This window comes from Paucilactobacillus nenjiangensis, from assembly GCF_008632615.1.
GTDB lineage: Bacteria > Bacillota > Bacilli > Lactobacillales > Lactobacillaceae > Paucilactobacillus > Paucilactobacillus nenjiangensis.
In genome coordinates, this window is the sequence record NZ_CP043939.1 from 128,050 (window position 1) to 147,645 (window position 19,596).

Here is a 19,596-nt window from a genome sequence, read left to right on the forward strand (position 1 = left end):
AAGGAGAAATTAATTATGGAATTTGGATTAAGCAAGAGTCACACAAACAATGAAAAGGTACAAGCACGAATTCAAACTGCATTAGATTGGCTAGATTCTAAATCAACAGATGAATTACTTGCAGAACCCATTGGAAACAAAGTTATTGCCGAAGGTGTAGAGTTAAGATTTCAGAGTTATGATAGCCGTCAATACGATACGATGAATTATGAGACACATCGTGAACATGTTGATATTCACTATATGATTAAAGGTGCAGAATGGGTCCGTTGGGCTGATGAAGGGACTGCCGATGCTGTTAGTGAATATGATCCTGAGGTTGAGATTCAATTTTTTGGGCACCCACGTACGCAACATGGTAAAGCATTATTAACAGATCGACATTATGCAACCTTCTATCCTGCAGATCTACATGCTGCACATGGTGTTGTTGATGGCAAGGTTGGACATAATCGCAAAGTTGTTGTAAAAGTTGCAATCGATTAGTATGTGCAAAGCTAACCTATCCAACGCTAGGTTAATCAGAAAGGGAAATTAATTTATGGCAAAGAAAAAAGTTTTAGTCACGGGAATTATTCCAGAACAGGGCCTCGAAAAAATTGAAGAAGTTTGCGATGTTACGTATACCAATGGTGAACCATACTCGCGTGAATGGATTTTACAGCATATTAGTGAGTATGAAGGATTACTTTTAATGGGTACAAAGGGTGATAGAGAATTAATCGAAGCTGCCACAAATTTAAAAGTTATCGCAGTAAATGCTGTTGGATTCGATCATGTTGATATAGAATATGCTAAGGAAAAAGGAATTGTTGTTGCAAATGCACCACAAGGCGTTCGAGTTCCAACCGCCGAGATGACAATTGCATTATTATTGGCAACTGTACGGCATTTACATGAGTATGACGCGATTGTTCGTTCTGGAAATTGGGTTGACGTGAGTGAACAAAGATATATGGGTATGAGTCTTCAAGGAAAAACTTTAGGAATTTTTGGTATGGGACGTATAGGAAGTACAGTTGGTAAATTTGCTCAAGCTTTGGGAATGAGTGTGATTTATAATGATGCTTATCGACTATCAGAAAAGCTTGAGAAGGAATTGGATGTAAAGTATGTTGAATTCGAAGAACTTGTAAAAAATTCAGACGTTATCACATTGCATGCACCTGCACTACCTTCAACTCAAGGTATCTTTAATGCTAAAGTATTTAGCGAGATGAAAAATACCGCCTATATTGTAAATGCTGCTCGTGGCGTACTGATAAACCAAAGTGATTTAGTAGAAGCTCTTGAAAATCACGATATTGCTGGAGCAGGTTTAGATGTTTTTGAAACTGAACCAGATGTTCCAGAAGCATTGCGTCAACTAGATAATGTTATTTTGTCACCACATGCTGGTACTGGAACGCTTGAAGCAAGAATAGATATTGCAGCTGAAGCCGCAAATAATATTATTTCTGTACTGAACGATGGGAAAGCAACTAACATGGTTAACAACGTTGAAAAATATTTGTAATTTAAAAGTTTTGTAATTTAAAAGTAAAGTATTGATATTTTGAAATCAATACTTTATTTTTTTCACGAAAATGGATTATTTTGCATTGACAATAATTCATGATAGAGTTTATGTTAAAGTTAATTCTTAAGAGACAAATTAAACATACAGGGTATTACAAACGTTATTGACAAATTTACATTAAGAAATAGTTAGTCATCAAATGGTCGTAATATTTCAGACTAATAAGGTCGGAGGAACTTTTTTTGGAAAAATTAACAATCAAAGATATTGCACAAATGGTAAACGTGTCGACTGCAACCGTTTCTAACTATTTAAATGGGAACTACTCAAAAATGTCGAGTAAAACGAGAAATAAAATTGAACAAATGATACAAGAAACTAATTATATCCCCAGTTCAATTGCTCACGATTTGGCAACAAATGATGCAAAGACAATTGGCGTATCTGTCGCTGACATCACAAATCCGTTTACTTCGACCGTCCTTTCGGGAATTTATGATGCATGTGGATTGTTAGGATACACAGTTATATTCACTAATTCAAATTCTGACTCTGCACAAGAAATAGAAAATATAAATAAGTTAAAACGACAAAATGTATCTGGCCTAATAATTGATCCTGTTGATGCTCAGAGTCCTATTTTTAAAACATTAAGCAATAACGATGCAGTAATGCTGGATAGGGAGGCATTGAGCATACAAATTGATACCGTTGTGACTGATAATTTTAATGCGGTGAATAAATTTGTCTCGACGATGTTAAAAAATGGTTATGAAGAAATGTATTTTATTACTTGGCCAATTGAACAAGTTAGTACTAGACTAATTCGTTATCAAGGCTTTTTAGAAGCTACACAGTATAAACATGATTCTCACTGTATAGAAATTGACAATCATAAAAGCAATATTGATCAACTTAAGTCAATTTTAAGTAAAATTATCAATGAGAACGAACATAAAAAAGTCGGCTTTTTTTCAATGAATGGGAAAGTATTGATAAGTCTGATTCAAGCAATGAGAGCATTAGGGAAAAAATATCCAGATGATTATGGTATTGGTTCATACGAAGATCTCGATTGGATGGAAATAATGACTCCAGGTATTAGTTGCGTTCATCAAGATTCATTTGAAATGGGAGTTACTGCTGTAAAAACATTGATAAATAAGCTTGTTGACGAAAATAAAACTCCAAAATTACCACAAAGGATTGTGGTACCAACAAGAATGGAATTAAGGGAGTCATTTTAATTAGATAGTTATAGTGTTTTATTGACTTTTAAAGAGAAAACGAATACAATTACTGTATAGTTAAGCGGTTAACAAATTTTAAATAAGTTTTACAATGCTTTACCCGACTTATTCGGTGCAGAATATGAATGACAGGTTCATATTTTTTTTCTAGTTTAGTTAAGCGGTTAACATCGAAAAATTTTTAAAATGAAAGGTAGTCAAAATGAATACTGCAAAAATATTTTCAGATCAATTGGATCATTGTTACGCAATTATGCGGCTGGAAAATAATGATCACGATTTTCTAGTAGTGGCATCTGAAGAAGAGGGACCATGTTTCGCATATGATTTAAATGATAATTTTAAGAAAATTAGCGTTTGGAATGATGTTGGTGGAACGATGACGATGATTCAAATTCCTGGTACGTTAAACTTTTTGGCAACGCAAAAATTTTATCCAGGCTTTAATTCAAAAAATTGTCGAATAGTGAAAGAAACGTTTAATGGAACAGACTGGGATCAATCCATTGTTGGTGATTTTCCTTATGTACACCGTTTTGATTTGATTCAACATGAACAAGGATTATGGTTTATTGGTTGTTCCATTGCTAACTCAAAGAAAAATGTAGATGATTGGACGGATCCAGGTAAGGTATGGGTCGGAGATTACAATGATGAATCTGAAGAGGTTGATAATCTTAGAGATTTAGATTTTACTTTAACAAAAAATCATGGTTACAAAAATATGGGTAATTATTCTTTAATCACAGGTGTTCGAGGAGTTTATCGAGTAGATTATCCAACAAAAGAATCTGATTGGAAGCTTACACAGCTGGTCGCAGTGGAAACTAGCGACATTGCCACCGCAGATATAAATGGTGATGGTAAGGACGAATATCTAACTATTGAAGGATTTCATGGTCCATACACGAGAATATACGATTCAAATTTCAATACACTTTATAAAAGTGAACCAGAAACTCCATTTGGACATGCCATTTGGGGAGGAAAAATCGGATCAAAGCAATATTTTGTTTTTGGCTATCGTGAGGGGAAACAAGATCTTGAGTTAATTAATTTTGAAGACAATAAAATTAATATCCAATTAGTAGACAACCAAGTTGGTCCAAGTAATGCAACTGTGTATGAAAAAGATGGAATACAATATATATTTTCTGCCAACCGTGAATCAGATGAAGTAGCTGTGTATAAGATTAGCGACTCTGAATAGGCAATATAATAGGTGAAAATTTATGGATAAGTATTTTTTAACTATTGATAATGGTGGTACAAATACCAAAGCAATAGTATTTGATGAGAATGGAAGACAACTTGGAGTGTTTGCATTTCCTACAATGCGAATTGAAGAAACTTCAGGTTTTCATGAAATAAATTTACATGATTTATGGGACTCCATTTGTGATGCTATAAAAAAAGCAATCAGTAATGCTGATATTGACCCGGAACAAATCGCTGGTATTTCATGTGTTGGCCATGGTAAAGGCCTATATATGTTAGATAAAAATAAACAAATATTTGCTAATGGGATACTGTCAACTGATTCCAGAGCTGTTGATTTGGCTACTGGCTTTGAAAATAATGTAGACAAAATATTTTCGATAAGTCGTCAGCATGTTTTGCCAAGTCAATCTCCAGTTTTATTAAATTGGATGAAAAATAATAAACCGGATGTGTATTCAAATATTGGCTATGTGCTTTCAGCGAAGGATTTCGTGAGGACAAAGCTGATTGGTGACATATTCCAGGAATTTGGAGATGCGTCCGGAAATAATATATTAAACTTGGAAACTCAGAAGTATGATTTAAAATTATTTGAATTCTTTGGGATTACTGAAATGTATGACAAAATGCCTCCATTAAAAAAGTACGACGAATTATGTGGGTACGTTTCAGTCGAAGCCGCTTCACAGACTGGCTTAAAGGCTGGAATACCGGTCTTTGGAGGAATGTTTGATATTGACGCTTGCTCAGTTGGAACTGGAGTATTAAATGAAGATTACTTTAGTGTCATAGCAGGAACATGGAATATCAACGTGTTTGCGTCGAATAAAAGTGCAAACAAAGATTCTGGGTTGATGAATTCTATTTATCCAACGGGTGCAAATTTAGTCGAGGCATCAAGCGCAACATCGGCAGGAAATCTTGAAATGACATTGCAAAGTTTAATGTCCGAAGAAATAAAAAATGCAAACGAAAATCACAAAAGTATTTATGATATTTTAGAAGATTTTTTGAATCATACAGATGCTAAATTCTCAAGAGTAATCTTTTTTCCTTTTTTATATGGATCAAATGTGAATCCAGATGCAGAAGGAGCGTACATTGGAATTCAAAGCAGTACAACTAAGTCGGCTATGGTTCGAGCGGTATACGAAGGAATAGTTTTCGCACACAGATATCATATTGAACAACTTGTAAAAGTTTTAGATCACAAGCCAAAGGCCATTAGACTTTCCGGTGGGGGAACCAATTCTAAAGCTTGGGTACAAATGTTCTCTGATATATTGAATATTCCGATACAACTTGTTGAAGCTACCGAAATCGGTGGTTTAGGTGGTGCAATTGGCTCAGCAGTTGGGAGCAGTGTTTATCCCAATATTGAGACTGCAATTAAAAAAATGGTTCATTTGCGTTCTGAGACATTGCCTAATTCAAAACAGTCTGCAATTTACGACCAAAAGTATCAAATGTATCTAAAATTATTGAATAGTTTGGATAATTCGTGGCGAGATTTAAAAACAATGCAGGAAGGACTTGAGCAAGAATGAATTCATTAGGTATTTACGAAAAAGCCTTACCAAACACATTGAGCTGGCGTGAAACGTTTGAGCTGGTTAAAGAATTAAAGTTTAATTTTTTAGAATTTTCAATTGATGAAAGTGATGAAAAATTGGCTAGGCTTGAATGGACCCGTGAGCAAAGAGAGAGTTTTAGAAATGACATGTGGGAAACAGGCGTTAGAATTAATACTATGATGCTATCAGGCCATAGAAGATTTCCATTAGGATCGAAAGATGAAAATATTCGAAATAAGTCTTTAGAGATGATGCAAAAGGCTGTGGATTTGGCAATTGATTTGGGTATCAGAAATATCCAAATGGCAGGTTATGATGTATTTTACGAAGACAAGTCTGTCAACTCAAGAGAACTATATGTAGAAAATTTAGAGAAATGTGTGCATATGGCCGAGGAAAAAGGCGTGATGCTTTCAATTGAGACGATGGATGATTCGTTTATAAATTCTCTTTCTGAAATTGCACATTATAAAACTCAAGTTAGAAGCCCATGGCTGCAAAGCTATCCAGATCTTGGTAATTTAACTGCTTGGCCTGAAAATGATGTTGCTAAGGAACTTGAAAATAATATTGATAATATAGCCGCAGTGCATTTGAAAGATACACTTCCAGTCACCGCCACTTCAAAAGGACAATTTAAAAACGTTCCCTTTGGTGCAGGAACGGTAGATTTTGAAGGTTGCCTTAGAACGTTAAACAGGTTAGGATATTCTGGAGGATTCACAATCGAAATGTGGTGTGGATCAGAAGTTGATTCAATTGAGCAGGTTAAAGAAGCAAAACACTTTTTTGATAATTTATTTGATGAAGTTGGTATTACTCAAGAACCAGTGCTCGATATTTTGAAAAATTAATCTGGAGGGATTAGTATGCTTGAAGATTTAAAGCAAAAAGTTTATGACGCAAATATGTTATTACCTAAACTGGACTTAGTTACATTTACCTGGGGTAACGTTTCTCAGATTGATCGTGAATCTGGTCTATTCGTCATCAAGCCTTCTGGTGTTGATTACGACAAATTACGTCCTGAAGATATGGTCGTTGTTAACCTAAAGGGTGAAGTTGTCGAAGGTGACATGAACCCATCAAGTGATACACCAACTCACATGTATTTGTATAATCATTTTCCTAATATTGGTGGAGTTGTTCATACACATTCACCTTGGGCAGTTTCATTTGCACAAGCTAAAAAAGATGTACAAGCATTTGGTACAACACATGCCGATACTTTCTACGGGGATGTTCCAGCCGCTGATGCTTTGACACAGGATGAAATTGAAGGCGAATACGAACTAAATACTGGTGAAGTAATTGTTCGGACTTTTAAAGAACGCGGAATTGATCCAGATGCTGTCCCTGCAGTTCTCGTTAGCCAACATGGTCCATTTACTTGGGGTAAAGATGCAGCGGATGCTGTTCATAACGCTAAAGTGTTGGAAGTTGTTGCTGAAATGAACTACCATACATTGATGCTAAATCCATATTCAGACAACCATGTACCACAATATCTCTTAGACAAGCATTATTATCGTAAGCATGGTGCTAACGCATACTATGGTCAAGATAACGCTAAGTCAAAAGATCACGCAAAACACTAATCGAAAATAATTAAACACATTTGCCAATTTTAGCAAATGTGTTTTTTAAATGCAGATTATTTTTCAGTGTCGATAATTTCATAATAAAGGTGATAAACAACATCTTTTAAACGATCAAATTCTGAATCGTTCAAAATTTGATTTATTAAAAAAATTGGCTTTGAAGCATTTACCCCAGCGGATTCTGTAATAATCAAATCAAAATTTGTAAATTCACGCTCATGGGGGTTGGGGGCATACTCACTTTCGCCTTGGATATTTTTAGTGCTTAATGTAATCGGAATAGGATTTTGACGTAAAATAGTTGAGATTAAATTTTGACTGTAAATTGGTAGTGAGGAAAGTAATAATATTCGGACTGAAGAAATTGGTTTTATTTGCTGAGCAAAATTATAAAAAATCATTGACAGAATTGTAATCTGTTCTGGAAGTAATCCGAATGGGAATAAATGACTAAACAGAGGAAGTGTATCAAGGTTATCCAATGATTTTGTAACATAGCCTTCGAATTCGCTATCTTTATATAAATAGTTGTACTTTGATATAGATTTATAGTTTACAGCATACCAAAAGGGCTTCAATTGGGTTTGTATTTCCTTGATTAAATTTTCAATCTCATTTTCAGTTGCTGAGATTTTTGATAATTCTAAAACCGTTGTAGTGATTTTCTGACTTAATATTAATAAATCTTGAAAATCATCAGCATTAAAGTGTGCATCGCTTTCCTTTGCCACGCTTAATAATTGAAGTGTTAAAAATAATTTTGCTTCCATCGAAACCGTTGCATTTAAATTGCTAGCTAATATTTGTGAGAACTTTTCGATTACGATATATTCTTTCCTAATCATAAATTTTGCAGCATCTTTTGCAGGGAAAAGTTTATCTTTTTCGTCGGTGAAATATGCATCGAAAAGTGCGGATGAAATACCAAATAATGTAAGTGCAATTGCATCATAAGTTGAAATTTGTTTGGATAAGTAATTATTATAAATATCTCTTAGCTTATTGCTGACTGAAAAAAATTGAGATTCAGAGAACTTAACTTTTTGAGCAGTGAAGAAGCATTCAATTAGCTTTGAATTATATTGTAGTAAATTTAGATTGTCATATAAGTGAACCAAACGTTTATACAGTGGCTCATGAAATTCAAAACCAATTTTTTTTGAGAAGATTGGTTTAAATTGGTTTCTTTTTTTTAACTCGGATATATCACGCAAAATTGTGTTCCTTGACATGCCAAATAAATCTTGGAATTTGGCTAAGGTCCATTTTTGTGAAGGCAATGTAATTAGGACATCCATCAATAATTGTCGTTCTGCAGACACAATATAATTGTCATTTTCATAATCTACTAATTTGGTTGTAAGTAAAGTTATCTGTGCGTTTTCAATTTTTTCATTAGGAAATAAAAAATTTTGATGTACTATACGAAGCTCATTATTCGCTTGTTGTAACAAAGAATAGATAGATCGTTTTGGTAAATTCAATTCATGTGAAATAGTTTCAACAGGTGGCAAAGTTGTGTGTGAAGAAACATATTTTATAAATTTTGAATAATTTAAATTCGAAGACTGCATTTAAAACTCCCCTTTGCTGATATGAAACCCCATGTATATTATACAATGTAACCATTTTCATTTACAGTCTCATGAAACGGTTAACTAAGGGGGATAATGGTACTGTTTTTTTATTATAGGTGGGCATATTATTTATCTATACCAAGACATGTAAGCGCATACAGTTTATTGGAATAATTAAATAGGACGGTAATTGAATTATGACTAAACCTAAAAATATTCAAGAGGCAACAAGAGAAAATTGGATTCAGAATACATTTCCAGAATGGGGTACTTGGTTAAATGAAGAAATTGAAAAGTCTGTTGTGCCTGAAAGCAATTTTAGAATGTGGTGGTTAGCAAATAATGGTGTTTGGCTTAAAACACATGAGGATACCAATATTTTAGTTGACTTATGGAACGGAACTGGCAAGCAAACTCATGGGAATGGACTCATGAAAGATGGACATCAAATGATGAGAATGAGTGGCGTGCGGGAGATGCAACCTAACTTACGGCTCCAACCATTTGTCATAGACCCTTACGCAGTCAAAAACGTTGATGCTTTGCTAGTTACACATATCCATTCCGATCATTTGGACATTAATACTGCTGCTGCGGTTTTGCAAAATAGTGGTCCTGACACTAAGTTTATAGGTCCACAAGCAGTAGTAGATATTTGGAAAGGCTGGGGTGTTCCTGAAGACAGAACCATCGTAGTTCATCCTGGTGATGAAGTTAAAGTTAAGTCAGTTACAATCAAAGCATTAGAAGCATTTGACCGCACTGCATTACTCACTGTTTCAAAAGAAGAAAAGATTGCTGGTCATTTACCACAGGATATGAACGAAATAGCCGTCAATTATTTGTTCAAGACTTCGGGTGGTAATTTGTACCATGCAGCGGATTCACATATGTCAAATATGTTTGCAAAGCATGGTAATGAAAATAAGGTCGATGTAGAAATAATCAACTATGGTGAGAATCCCAGAGGTATTACAGATAAAGTAACATCAATTGATGTTCTACGATCTGCTGAAGATTTAAAAACAAATGTTGTTATTCCTGTACATTATGATATTTGGTCAAATTTTGATGCAGATCCACAAGAAATTGTGAAATTGTGGCAGATGAAAAAAGATACTCTAGATTACAAGTTTCATCCCTTTGTTTGGAAAGTTGGTGGAAGTTACACGTATCCACAAGATAAGGAAAAAATTCAATTCCATTATAATCGAGGTTTCAAGGATGTATTTACACATGAGAACGATGTTCCGTTTACATCCTTCTTGTAGAAAAATGTAAATTTAAAATGAAATGAAGGTGTAAAAATTGAGCATGTTGAATTATTTTTATGATAATGACTTGATTAGAATCTACAAAGATCAACCGAAAGATTGGCGAGACTCTTTAAAGATTTCAAGTGAAAATTTGGTTAGTAAGGATATTATCACTGAAGAATACGTTAACGAAATAATTAATAATGTTGAGACAAATGGAGCGTACATCGTTATTGTGCCGGGAGTTGTGATGCCACACGCTCTTGCAACTGGACCTGGCGTTCTTGATACTGGCATAAGCTTTTCAAAATTTGAGGAACCTGTTTCGTTTGAAAAAGATAATCCGGAAAAACAAGGGAAATTATTTTTTACACTGGCTGCAAAGGATGAAGAACAACATTTAAAGAATATTCAAGATTTAATGGAATTATTGCTGACAGAAGGAATGATTGAGGCACTGTCGGGTATAGAAACGATGGAAGATTATGAACATGTTATGAGGGACTTTGAAACTGCTGGAAGTTAATGAAATGTGAGGTGTTGCAAAATGAAAACTGTACTGGATGGAATATTTGCGGTTTGGAGTTACTTTGCTAGTAATATATTGACCCAACCTGCATACATGATTGGATTTATTGTATTAATTGGATACTTATTAGAAAAAAAGCCAATTTATGAATGCTTGGCAGGATTTTTAAAAGCGACAGTCGGTTACATGATTTTAATGGTTGGGTCAAATGGATTGGTTAACAGTTTTAGACCAATTTTGACTGGACTTAAGGATAGATTCCATTTAACGGCAACAGTTATTGATCCGTATTTTGGGCAAAATGCCGTGACAGATGGTGTTATGAAGACATTTGGACGATCATTCGGAGATGTAATGATTTTATTGCTTATTGCATTTGTATTTAATATTTTGTTAGTGCGGTTTTCAAAATACACAAAAATGCGCGCGGTATTTACAACTGGTAATGTACAAGTTCAGCAAGCAGCAACGGGATTTTGGATTTTATTATTTGCTATTCCAAGTTTAAATCGCATTGAAGTCTTGCTAGTTATGGGCGTTTTACTAGGATTGTATTGGGCGGTAGGATCAAATTTAACAATCAAACCAGTACAACAATTGACTGACGGTGGGGGTTTTGCCGTTGCGCACCAACAAATGTTTGGTATTGCGTTAGTTGCGTGGATTTCTGATAAATTTAAAAGCAAAAACGAGGGCGAAGGAAAAAAGAAGGCCAAACGGCTTGAAGATGTTGAACTCCCCGGCTTTTTAAAAATTTTTAACGAAAACATGGTGGCAACCGCAATCTTAATGTTCATGTTCTTTGGAATTATCATGTTAGTTTTGGGTAAAAGCTATTTCAGCGGAGTTTACGCATCGTCTGATGGAGTATCGGGATTAGCACCTAAAGCCAGTTTCTTTTTCTATATTCTTACAACTTCATTAGGGTTCGCTGTTAATTTGGCAATCCTACAATTAGGAGTACGTACCTTCGTTGGGGAACTTACTGAGAGTTTCACTGGAATTAGTGATACTATTCTTCCAAATTCGGTACCTGGTATTGATGTTGCAGCAACATTTGCGTTTGGTGAACAAAATGCTGTCACAATTGGTTTCTTATTTGGAGCTTTAGGACAATTTTTGGCAATTGGTGCTCTAATATTGTTCCATTCTCCAACGATTATTATTGCAGGATTTATTCCTCTATTCTTTGATAATGCGGTCTTTGGAGTTATTGCCAACAATAGATCTGGTGCAAAGGCAGCAATGATATTACCTTTCTTCTCTGGAATAATTCAAGTTTGTGGAGCAGCACTTATTTCTACTTGGATTGGAATGTCTAAATTCGGAGGATACCTTGGCATGTTCGATTGGGACACACTTTGGCCAGCATTTACGGTCATCCTGAAGTACCTAGGATACTTTGGTATTGCAGTTGTGGCACTGATTTTGATAATTATTCCACAAATTCAATATCGAAAAGATCCGAAAAACTATTTCTTGATGGTTGAAGATTATGATGCCTATAAAGAAGCTAAAAAAAAATAAATAATTATTTTACAAATTGCTAAATATAGAAATGAAAGATAGGAGCTTATTATTATGAAAATACTAGTGTCTTGTGCAAATGGATCAGGAACAAGCTTAATGATGATGAAAAGTGTTCAAAAATCAATGAAAAAACTGGGTATCCCAATTACTGAAATTAATCATACTAGTATCTCGGAAGGCAAGTCTACAGCTGCCCAGTACGATGCTGTCTTTACACCTTTAAACTTTACAGAAATGTTTGCTGATGCAGAAGCAAAAGGAGTTAAAGTTGTTGGAGTTAAGAATGTTATGAGTGAACCTGAAATTACTAAACGAATTCAAGAAGAAACAAACTTTGAAGAAAAATTTAAAAAGTGAGGTTAAGAAGATGACAAAACCTAATTTACAAATTGCCCTAGATCAAAATACTTTAGCCGATGCTGCAAGAATTGCGCATTTAGCCGGACCAGTAGTTGATATTGTGGAGGTTGGCACTATTCTGGAATTACAAGCAGGCCAGCAAGCCATAAGTGTGATGAGAGAAATGTTTCCTGATAAAATTATTGCTTCAGATACAAAATGTGCTGATGCAGGATCGACTGTCGCACAAAATTCAAAAGATGCGGGAGCTGATTTAATGACAGTCATTGATTCAGCTACAATTGCAACGATGAAATCAGCCCTATCGGTTTTGAGTGGAATTCAAGTTGAACTATATAGTGCATGGAATTGGGACTTGGCAAAAGAATGGAAAAAAATTGGGATTGAACAAGTTATTTATCATCAGAGTCGAGATGCTTTATTAGCAGGAGAAGTTTGGGGTAAAAAAGACTTGGACATTGTTAAAGGATTTATTGAGCTTGGCTTTAAGGTTTCAGTTACTGGTGGATTAAATGTAGACACAATTAAGTTATTCGAGGGTGTTCCGGTGTATACATTCATCGCCGGCAGAGCTATTACGGGACAAGATAATCCAAAAGCAGCTGCTGAGGCCTTTCAAGAAGAAATAAAGAAATACTGGTAATTATTATGGTTAAAATTGGTATAAATGAAAAATCTTTGCCATTTGAACTAAGTTGGTTTGACAAGTTAAATTGTGCAAAATCTTGTGGATATTCATTTATTGAATTGTCAATTGATGAAACTGAAGACAGAATATCCAGGCTAGATTGGACAAAAGGGCAACGTTTAAGCCTAGTTGAAGATGTCATTACTACAGGAGTACCAATTGATACTATGATGCTTTCTGCATTAAGAAAGTTCCCACTAGGTTCTGCAAACGCTGAAATATATGATAAGTCTTATGAAATTTGCCAAAAAGCCATAATTTTGGCAAAAGATTTAGGTATACGAAACATTCAAATTGCTGGTTATGACGAATATTATGCTGCTAAATCGTTGTTAACACGCGAAAACTTCATTGAAAACCTACGCAGAGTTGTAAATTTTGCATCTGAGAATCAAGTCATGATAGCGATAGAGACAATGGATGACAAGTTCATTAACTCAATTGCTAAAATTCGAGAAATAAAACAAGAGATTTCATCACCATGGTTGCAAGCCTACCCGGACTTAGGAAATATATCAGCTTGGCCTGAAAATATTCCAAGCTTAGACTTAGCTGAGGGGCTTGAAAATATTGTATCTGTTCATGTTAAAGATACTTTATCCGTCACAAGTACCTCGCCAGGTAAATTTAAAAATGTACCTTTTGGTGAGGGAGATGTCGAATTCTTCGGGCTCTTTAAAACGCTCAAACGAATTGGATATAGCGGCACTTTAACAGTTGAAATGTGGTCAGAAAAAAATGATAATGCTGTTGATTTAATGATTAAAGCCCACACATTTGTGACTGAATTATTAAGCAAAGCAGGATTAAATATAGAAAATTAAAATTATGTAAAAAATAAAACTTACACAAAAATGTAAGTTTTATTTTTTATCCAATCGGATCATTCCATACGAATACTGGTTTAGTGGGACCATAGATTGCTTTATCGTGACCGCTGACCCAGGCCCAGTTTTGATTACCATAATCAAAGTGCCACCACTCATCGAAGTAGTGAGTGAAACCGGAGTTAGTCATGATGTGATATAACAGCCGTCGATTTTCCATATATAAGATTTCTAAATCAGTTAATTTTTCATCGGCTTCGAGCTTTTCTTCATAATAGGTTGCGCGGGCTTTTTTTGTGCAATCATCAAATGGTGTGCCGAATTCAAGGGGGATGCCGAATTGGTTGACGATGGTTAGGTCGACTGAACCACCAGTGTTATGAGGAGAAGGTTTCAGTGGGTCGGATGAAGGTGGAGCAACCGTTGTGCGAGTCCGCGTGAGGAGCTCGGCTTCACTTAATTTAGGGTTATCAGCACGTAATTGTTCTTTGAGGGAATTGAAGAGACTGAGCTGAGTTTCATTGGAGCGCCAAGAATCAAGTAAGACGAACTTATAACCGTCAGGTAAGAGCTTGGTGGCTTCAACAATTTTGAGATAGACGCTTTTGCGCATCATGATGGGGAGGATGGATCCAGGGAGTTGCTGAATATAATATTCAGGACTACTGAGAATCTTTTCGGGGAAAAATTCGGCGTTAATCAGGGGCTCATGAGTTTCAGTGATGATGGGTTCGTGAGATTTCACCCAATCCCAGGGTGCTTTGGGAATGGGGATGGGAGTTTTCTTAAAATTATTATCCATATTAATCGGTCCTTTGAGTTAATTGTTCGATCTCAGTTTCAACAGGTTCATCAGTTTTCCGAGTGATGAAGTAGCACACTAGCCCAATGACAATCCAAGCACCTAAAATGACATATTCATAGGGCCAGACTAACGACACGAGGGTTCCTGGGATCACAGTCGCTAACGCAATAATCAATGCAATCGCGCCACCTAATGTTGGCCAGAATAAGTGCTTATTGCGAAACTTGCCGACTAGTTCAGGATGAGATTTGCGAATCTTACGAAGACATAAGGCATTAAATGACCACGCGAGTGCGACTAAGAAACCACCCATATCAAGGAAGTAAACGACCGCACCTTTACCTAACCAACCCAGTCCAAGCACCAGAACTAAAGTGGCCCATAATGCACGCGTTGGGGTGTGATATTTGGGATGCACGTGATTGAAATAACTGGGGAGGACGTTTTGTCGAGCTAAGGAAAAAATCAGTCTTGGAGCTGACGAAAAGAAAGTTAAAAAACTGGTCGCCAGACCTAAAAACGAAATCGTGTACGCCGCAATACTCAGAATCGGGAAGCCAGCCGCTTTAAATGCGGAGATAGTTCCCATTTCCATTGTTGCGGTTTTCTCCCATGGGTAAACCCAGGCCGAAGACATTAACACTAGGATGTAGTAGGCCGCGGCAATTACGATTGAGATAATCACCACTAACCCAATTTTACGGGCCGGTACATTAGCTTCTTCTGCCATAATGGCAACTGATTCCCAACCGGTCAGGAAGGTCATACCTGGTAAGATGAAACGGAAAATTGATGAAGATTTATTCATATGTTCACTAAAAGCTGGGGTGAAGTTAGAAACGGATCCTTGGGTGAAACCAACGGTAATTAAAGCAACACCCAAAACAATCAAACCAATAAATAAAATAATTTGAATGTTACCAGCAATCTTGGCTCCAAAGTAATTAATAATGAAAACAAATAGCGTAATGCCAATGCCAAGTGCTAGTTCAGTAAAGTGGACTTTGACTCCGGCAAACTCATAATAAGGGCCGGATGCTATCTGGGGAAAGATAGTTGAGATCAACATACTTGAAGCGGTGACATAGAAGGCCATGGTACTAATGTAAGCCCCCACCAATGCCCAACCGGCGAATAGTGCCCCTTTTTTACCAAAGGCAGCACTACCATAAACGACTTCACCACCAGCTTTAGTAAAAATGGTCGAAAGTTCGGCGAACGATAACGAAACCAAGATGGCGAGTGCAGCGGCAACCATCAATCCATAGATTTCACCGCCAGCGCCATACATCGCGAAAAATTTACTATTGGTGTAAATCCAGCTACTGCCAATTACACCACCAGCACCTAAAGCGATTAGCCCAAAATAGCTAATGCTTTTGCTTAATGACTTATCCATGTGGACCTCCTTAGAAACAACGTGACGATTGATTACAACTAGTATAAGTTGGATAGTTTGTCCGGTCATTGGGTGAAATAAACAAAAATTTATGATAAATGTAGTGAAGTAGCTAAATAATTATTCATGGAATTTATAACTCTAGTATAATATGTATAACTATATTTACGATAAAAGAGGCTCACGGAATGAAACAAATTCATGTTGTTGGCGCGGCATTAATTGAAAATGGTAAAGTTTTAGCCACTAAGCGCAATGAGGATCGTATTTTAGGATCGTTATGGGAATTTCCAGGCGGCAAAATAGAACCCGGTGAGACGCCCGAACAAGCCTTGAAGCGTGAAATCGAAGAAGAATTTAGTGATGAAATCACGGTCGGTATCAAGGTGGGAGAAACCAGTTCAATTACTTATGATTTTGGTACCGTAAACTTAAGTATCTATTTAGCCAAATTTAACACGCACAACTTTCATTTAATTGCACACAGTGACATACAATGGATACAGAAAGACGATTTAGAAAAAATGAATTGGGCTGATGCCGATAAGTTAGCCGTTCAAGCACTTAAAAAAATTGATTTTACAAAGGTTGATTTCTAATATGGATGTTAATGAATTACAAACTAAAATGAAACACTCAAACGCGAATGGATTTATTGATAAAACAGTGACTGGTTACGATAATTTTGACACCAAATTAATTCATAATAGCGACGATGATAATATGTTGCTGTATATTGAACAAGAATTACGAACCTGCACGGCCTTTACTTTTGCTGTAGCTTTTGTAACGCAGGGAGCTTTGCTATCGTTAAAGGTTGCGATCGCAGATTTGAGTTTGAAGGGCATTAAAGGCAGAATTATTACTTCAGATTACCTTTTGTTTAATAATCCTGATGTTTTTAAAGAACTGATGAAATTACCAAATGTCGAAGTCCATATCACTAATGAGGCGAACTTCCATGCTAAAGGCTATATTTTTGATCATGGAAATTATCAAACTGCAATTATTGGCAGCTCTAATTTAACCGAAACTGCATTAATGAGAAATTATGAATGGAATATTCGATTTTCGTCATTAAATGACGGAGAATTAACAGATAAAATAATTCGTGAAATTGAAAATGTTTGGCGCAATTCGGAAATATTAACTAGTCAATGGATCAAGCAATACACGATTAGATACAATAAACAGACTCGAACTGCTATCACTAATGCGGATGAGGCAGCGGAAAATAACGATATTATTCGTCCAAATTCAATGCAACTAGAAGCATTAAGTTCTTTGAGAACGTTACGAACTAGTGGGGAAACTAAAGCCTTGATTGTTTCTGCCACTGGGACGGGTAAAACGTTCCTAGGTGCCTTTGATGTGGCGTATTATAAACCTAAAAAGTTCTTATATGTTGTTCACCGCGAACAAATTATTGATAAAACGATTGCTAGTTTTAGAAAAGTAATTGGTGGTCCAGCCTCGGATTTTGGTAAATTATCAGGTAATGAAAAAAATATCAAAGCAAAATATGTATTTGCCACGGTTCAAACATTATCTCGGGAAAATTGGATGAAGAAATTTAATCCGACTGAATTTGATTACATTTTGATTGATGAAGCTCATCGTTCCGGGGCAGAAAGTTACCAAAGAGTGTTAAATTACTTTGCACCTAAATTTTTATTGGGAATGACCGCAACACCTGAACGGATGGACGATTTCAATATTTTTGAGACGTTTGGTTACAATGTACCTTATGAAATTAGGCTCCAAAAAGCGTTAGAAAATAAAATGTTGTGTCCATTTCATTATGTAGGAATTACGGATTATGAAATAGATGGGGAAGTAACCACTGAGACTAGTAATATGCAATGGCTTGTGGCGGATGAACGTGTGGATTATGTAATCTCACAATCAAATTATTACGGGTATTCTGGTAAAAAATTACGGGGATTGATTTTTTGCAGTCGTACAGAGGAAGCAAATATAATCGCTAAATTGATCACCAAACGTGGGCATCCTGCTAAAGCATTAACAGGGAGTAACGATTATGAGTATCGAAATCATGTAATTGATGAGCTTGAGAATGGTGAAATTGAGTATATTATCACAGTTGATATCTTCAATGAAGGAATTGATATTCCAAGTGTGAATCAAGTTATTATGTTGCGAAACACGCAATCTAGTATTGTTTTTGTTCAACAATTAGGACGTGGTCTTCGGAAGTCTCCTAATAAAGAATTTGTGACTGTGATTGATTTTATTGGAAACTACAAGAATAATTATTTAATCCCAATCGCATTGACTGGCGATAAATCACGAAGCCGAGACAATGCTCGCGATGATTTAACAGTTCGACAAATTTCTGGTGTTTCAACCGTTAGCTTTTCCGAAATTGCTAAGAAAAAAATCTACGATACGATTAATCGTACAGCCTTAGATACAATTACAGAGTTGAAGAAAGATTATACAGCGATGAAGGCCAGACTTGGTCGTATTCCATTATTATTTGATTTTCAAAGTGCAGGAACTGTTGATTGTCTAGCCCTAGTTAATCGTTCTGATAATTACTATAAATTTTTATTGAAGATGAAAGAAGACGTACATCTATCAATACAAGGTGAAATGATTTTAAATTTTGTGTCGATTGAGTTATTGAATGGCATACGTCAGCATGAATTGATTCTATTGAAGATGCTAATAAAATCTTCAGAGCATTCGATTTCACTACAAGAATTTAAAAACGAATTGAGTAGTCGCGGTATTTACTTTGATGATAAAATTTTGAAATCGATAAAAAGTATTTTGACACTCGAATTCTTCACTGTCGCAGCTAAAAGTAAGTACGGAAATGCTCCAATTGTTGAAGTTGATGGTGATCGTTTTACTTTATCGAACAATATTTTGAATTTAATCGATAAAGAAGAATTATTTGAAAAACTGTTTATTGATGCAATTAATGCTGGCCTATTAAGAGCAGATAGATACCAAATGGATCAAGTATTCACACGTTATGAAAAGTATTCACGAAAAGATGTTTGTCGATTATTAAGCTGGGATAAAGACGTTAGTTCTACATTGTACGGTTATCGTGTAAGAAACAATGATTGTCCAATTTTTGTCACTTATTCTAAATCTGATGATATCGATGAAAGTATCGCGTATGAAGATGAATTCATAAGCCAAACACTATTCCAATGGTACACACGACATAATGTTAGTTTAACGAGCAAAGAAGGTAGAGCGCTGCTAGATCCAGTTACTCGTTTTAAATTATTCATCAAGAAGAATGACGATGAAGGCACTGGGTTCTATTTTATTGGGGATGTAAAAATTCATGATTATGCGCAGGAAGAGTACAAAGTTAAAGATAAAGTTGAACCGATAATTAAGTTTAATTTTGATTTAGATCAAGAAATTAATTACGAGAAGTTTTTGTTGATTACAGAAAATACCTAAGGGATAATGA

Annotated in this window: 18 protein-coding genes; 15 read left to right on the plus strand and 3 right to left on the minus strand. The window is 35.6% G+C overall.

Annotation, left to right across the window (positions count from 1 at the left end):
• The first annotated feature begins 15 nt into the window (after window positions 1-15).
• From F0161_RS00655 to F0161_RS00685, 7 genes are all read left to right on the plus strand, one after another.
• A complete protein-coding gene (locus F0161_RS00655) occupies window positions 16-486 on the plus strand; it encodes a YhcH/YjgK/YiaL family protein (RefSeq protein ID WP_137601693.1) in 471 nt (156 codons plus the stop codon).
• A 55-nt stretch (window positions 487-541) separates the two neighbouring features.
• Window positions 542-1,516: an NAD(P)-dependent oxidoreductase gene (locus F0161_RS00660; RefSeq protein WP_137601694.1), complete on the plus strand. Its 975-nt coding sequence runs from the start codon at window positions 542-544 to the stop codon at window positions 1,514-1,516.
• 245 nt (window positions 1,517-1,761) lie between these two features.
• Window positions 1,762-2,766, plus strand: a complete 1,005-nt coding sequence (locus F0161_RS00665; RefSeq protein WP_150203137.1) for a LacI family DNA-binding transcriptional regulator — start codon at window positions 1,762-1,764, stop codon at window positions 2,764-2,766.
• 205 nt (window positions 2,767-2,971) lie between these two features.
• Window positions 2,972-3,979, plus strand: a complete 1,008-nt coding sequence (locus F0161_RS00670) for a hypothetical protein (RefSeq protein WP_150203139.1) — start codon at window positions 2,972-2,974, stop codon at window positions 3,977-3,979.
• Window positions 3,980-4,001: 22 nt separating this feature from the next.
• Window positions 4,002-5,537, plus strand: coding sequence for an FGGY-family carbohydrate kinase (locus F0161_RS00675; RefSeq protein WP_150203141.1), 1,536 nt, complete (start codon window positions 4,002-4,004; stop codon window positions 5,535-5,537).
• The gene (locus F0161_RS00680; RefSeq protein WP_137601698.1) at window positions 5,534-6,418 is read left to right on the plus strand and encodes an L-ribulose-5-phosphate 3-epimerase; all 885 of its coding nucleotides are present in this window, start codon (window positions 5,534-5,536) and stop codon (window positions 6,416-6,418) included. The genes F0161_RS00675 and F0161_RS00680 overlap by 4 nt, the downstream gene beginning before the upstream one ends.
• 15 nt (window positions 6,419-6,433) lie before the next feature.
• Entirely contained in the window at window positions 6,434-7,162 is a 729-nt protein-coding gene (locus tag F0161_RS00685) for an L-ribulose-5-phosphate 4-epimerase (RefSeq protein ID WP_137602256.1), read from the plus strand.
• Window positions 7,163-7,218: 56 nt separating this feature from the next.
• On the opposite strand, the gene F0161_RS00690 is transcribed toward F0161_RS00685, so the two are convergent.
• The gene (locus tag F0161_RS00690) at window positions 7,219-8,739 is read right to left on the minus strand and encodes a BglG family transcription antiterminator (RefSeq protein WP_150203143.1); all 1,521 of its coding nucleotides are present in this window, start codon (window positions 8,737-8,739) and stop codon (window positions 7,219-7,221) included.
• Between the two features lie 200 nt (window positions 8,740-8,939).
• Between F0161_RS00690 and ulaG the strand changes: the two genes are divergently transcribed.
• From ulaG to F0161_RS00720, 6 genes are read left to right on the plus strand one after another with little or no spacing between them, the layout of a single operon-like run.
• A complete protein-coding gene (gene ulaG / locus F0161_RS00695) occupies window positions 8,940-10,013 on the plus strand; it encodes an L-ascorbate 6-phosphate lactonase (protein ID WP_137601701.1) in 1,074 nt (357 codons plus the stop codon).
• A 37-nt stretch (window positions 10,014-10,050) separates the two neighbouring features.
• The gene (locus tag F0161_RS00700; RefSeq protein ID WP_150203144.1) at window positions 10,051-10,524 is read left to right on the plus strand and encodes a PTS sugar transporter subunit IIA; all 474 of its coding nucleotides are present in this window, start codon (window positions 10,051-10,053) and stop codon (window positions 10,522-10,524) included.
• A gap of 21 nt (window positions 10,525-10,545) precedes the next feature.
• Complete coding sequence (locus tag F0161_RS00705; protein ID WP_150203146.1) at window positions 10,546-12,054, plus strand: PTS ascorbate transporter subunit IIC; 1,509 nt, start codon at window positions 10,546-10,548, stop codon at window positions 12,052-12,054.
• A gap of 54 nt (window positions 12,055-12,108) precedes the next feature.
• Window positions 12,109-12,414: a PTS sugar transporter subunit IIB gene (locus F0161_RS00710; protein WP_137601704.1), complete on the plus strand. Its 306-nt coding sequence runs from the start codon at window positions 12,109-12,111 to the stop codon at window positions 12,412-12,414.
• Between the two features lie 10 nt (window positions 12,415-12,424).
• Window positions 12,425-13,060 carry a 3-keto-L-gulonate-6-phosphate decarboxylase UlaD gene (locus F0161_RS00715; RefSeq protein ID WP_150203148.1) on the plus strand — a complete coding sequence of 212 codons (636 nt, stop codon included), beginning with the start codon at window positions 12,425-12,427 and terminating at the stop codon, window positions 13,058-13,060.
• 5 nt (window positions 13,061-13,065) lie between these two features.
• The gene (locus F0161_RS00720; RefSeq protein WP_150203150.1) at window positions 13,066-13,929 is read left to right on the plus strand and encodes an L-ribulose-5-phosphate 3-epimerase; all 864 of its coding nucleotides are present in this window, start codon (window positions 13,066-13,068) and stop codon (window positions 13,927-13,929) included.
• A 46-nt stretch (window positions 13,930-13,975) separates the two neighbouring features.
• Here F0161_RS00720 and F0161_RS00725 read toward each other — a convergent pair whose 3' ends face one another.
• Together F0161_RS00725 and F0161_RS00730 are read right to left on the minus strand one after the other, a co-directional pair.
• Window positions 13,976-14,734, minus strand: coding sequence for a M15 family metallopeptidase (locus F0161_RS00725; protein WP_150203152.1), 759 nt, complete (start codon window positions 14,732-14,734; stop codon window positions 13,976-13,978).
• Window position 14,735: 1 nt separating this feature from the next.
• A complete protein-coding gene (locus F0161_RS00730) occupies window positions 14,736-16,136 on the minus strand; it encodes an APC family permease (RefSeq protein ID WP_150203154.1) in 1,401 nt (466 codons plus the stop codon).
• Window positions 16,137-16,324: 188 nt separating this feature from the next.
• Between F0161_RS00730 and F0161_RS00735 the strand changes: the two genes are divergently transcribed.
• Window positions 16,325-16,735, plus strand: coding sequence for a (deoxy)nucleoside triphosphate pyrophosphohydrolase (locus tag F0161_RS00735; protein ID WP_150203156.1), 411 nt, complete (start codon window positions 16,325-16,327; stop codon window positions 16,733-16,735).
• Between the two features lies 1 nt (window position 16,736).
• Window positions 16,737-19,586: a DEAD/DEAH box helicase gene (locus tag F0161_RS00740; RefSeq protein WP_150203158.1), complete on the plus strand. Its 2,850-nt coding sequence runs from the start codon at window positions 16,737-16,739 to the stop codon at window positions 19,584-19,586.
• The last annotated feature ends 10 nt before the right edge of the window (window positions 19,587-19,596 follow it).

What these genes read in the sequence shown, in the direction of transcription:
- F0161_RS00655 (WP_137601693.1), top strand. Translation starts at nt 16, where the DNA reads ATGGAATTTGGATTAAGCAAGAGTCACACAAACAATGAAAAGGTACAA.
- F0161_RS00660 (WP_137601694.1), top strand. Translation starts at nt 542, where the DNA reads ATGGCAAAGAAAAAAGTTTTAGTCACGGGAATTATTCCAGAACAGGGC.
- F0161_RS00670 (WP_150203139.1), top strand. Translation starts at nt 2,972, where the DNA reads ATGAATACTGCAAAAATATTTTCAGATCAATTGGATCATTGTTACGCA.
- F0161_RS00675 (WP_150203141.1), top strand. Translation starts at nt 4,002, where the DNA reads ATGGATAAGTATTTTTTAACTATTGATAATGGTGGTACAAATACCAAA.
- F0161_RS00680 (WP_137601698.1), top strand. Translation starts at nt 5,534, where the DNA reads ATGAATTCATTAGGTATTTACGAAAAAGCCTTACCAAACACATTGAGC.
- F0161_RS00685 (WP_137602256.1), top strand. Translation starts at nt 6,434, where the DNA reads ATGCTTGAAGATTTAAAGCAAAAAGTTTATGACGCAAATATGTTATTA.
- F0161_RS00690 (WP_150203143.1), bottom strand. Translation starts at nt 8,739, where the DNA reads ATGCAGTCTTCGAATTTAAATTATTCAAAATTTATAAAATATGTTTCT.
- ulaG (WP_137601701.1), top strand. Translation starts at nt 8,940, where the DNA reads ATGACTAAACCTAAAAATATTCAAGAGGCAACAAGAGAAAATTGGATT.
- F0161_RS00705 (WP_150203146.1), top strand. Translation starts at nt 10,546, where the DNA reads ATGAAAACTGTACTGGATGGAATATTTGCGGTTTGGAGTTACTTTGCT.
- F0161_RS00710 (WP_137601704.1), top strand. Translation starts at nt 12,109, where the DNA reads ATGAAAATACTAGTGTCTTGTGCAAATGGATCAGGAACAAGCTTAATG.
- F0161_RS00715 (WP_150203148.1), top strand. Translation starts at nt 12,425, where the DNA reads ATGACAAAACCTAATTTACAAATTGCCCTAGATCAAAATACTTTAGCC.
- F0161_RS00720 (WP_150203150.1), top strand. Translation starts at nt 13,066, where the DNA reads ATGGTTAAAATTGGTATAAATGAAAAATCTTTGCCATTTGAACTAAGT.
- F0161_RS00725 (WP_150203152.1), bottom strand. Translation starts at nt 14,734, where the DNA reads ATGGATAATAATTTTAAGAAAACTCCCATCCCCATTCCCAAAGCACCC.
- F0161_RS00730 (WP_150203154.1), bottom strand. Translation starts at nt 16,136, where the DNA reads ATGGATAAGTCATTAAGCAAAAGCATTAGCTATTTTGGGCTAATCGCT.
- F0161_RS00735 (WP_150203156.1), top strand. Translation starts at nt 16,325, where the DNA reads ATGAAACAAATTCATGTTGTTGGCGCGGCATTAATTGAAAATGGTAAA.
- F0161_RS00740 (WP_150203158.1), top strand. Translation starts at nt 16,737, where the DNA reads ATGGATGTTAATGAATTACAAACTAAAATGAAACACTCAAACGCGAAT.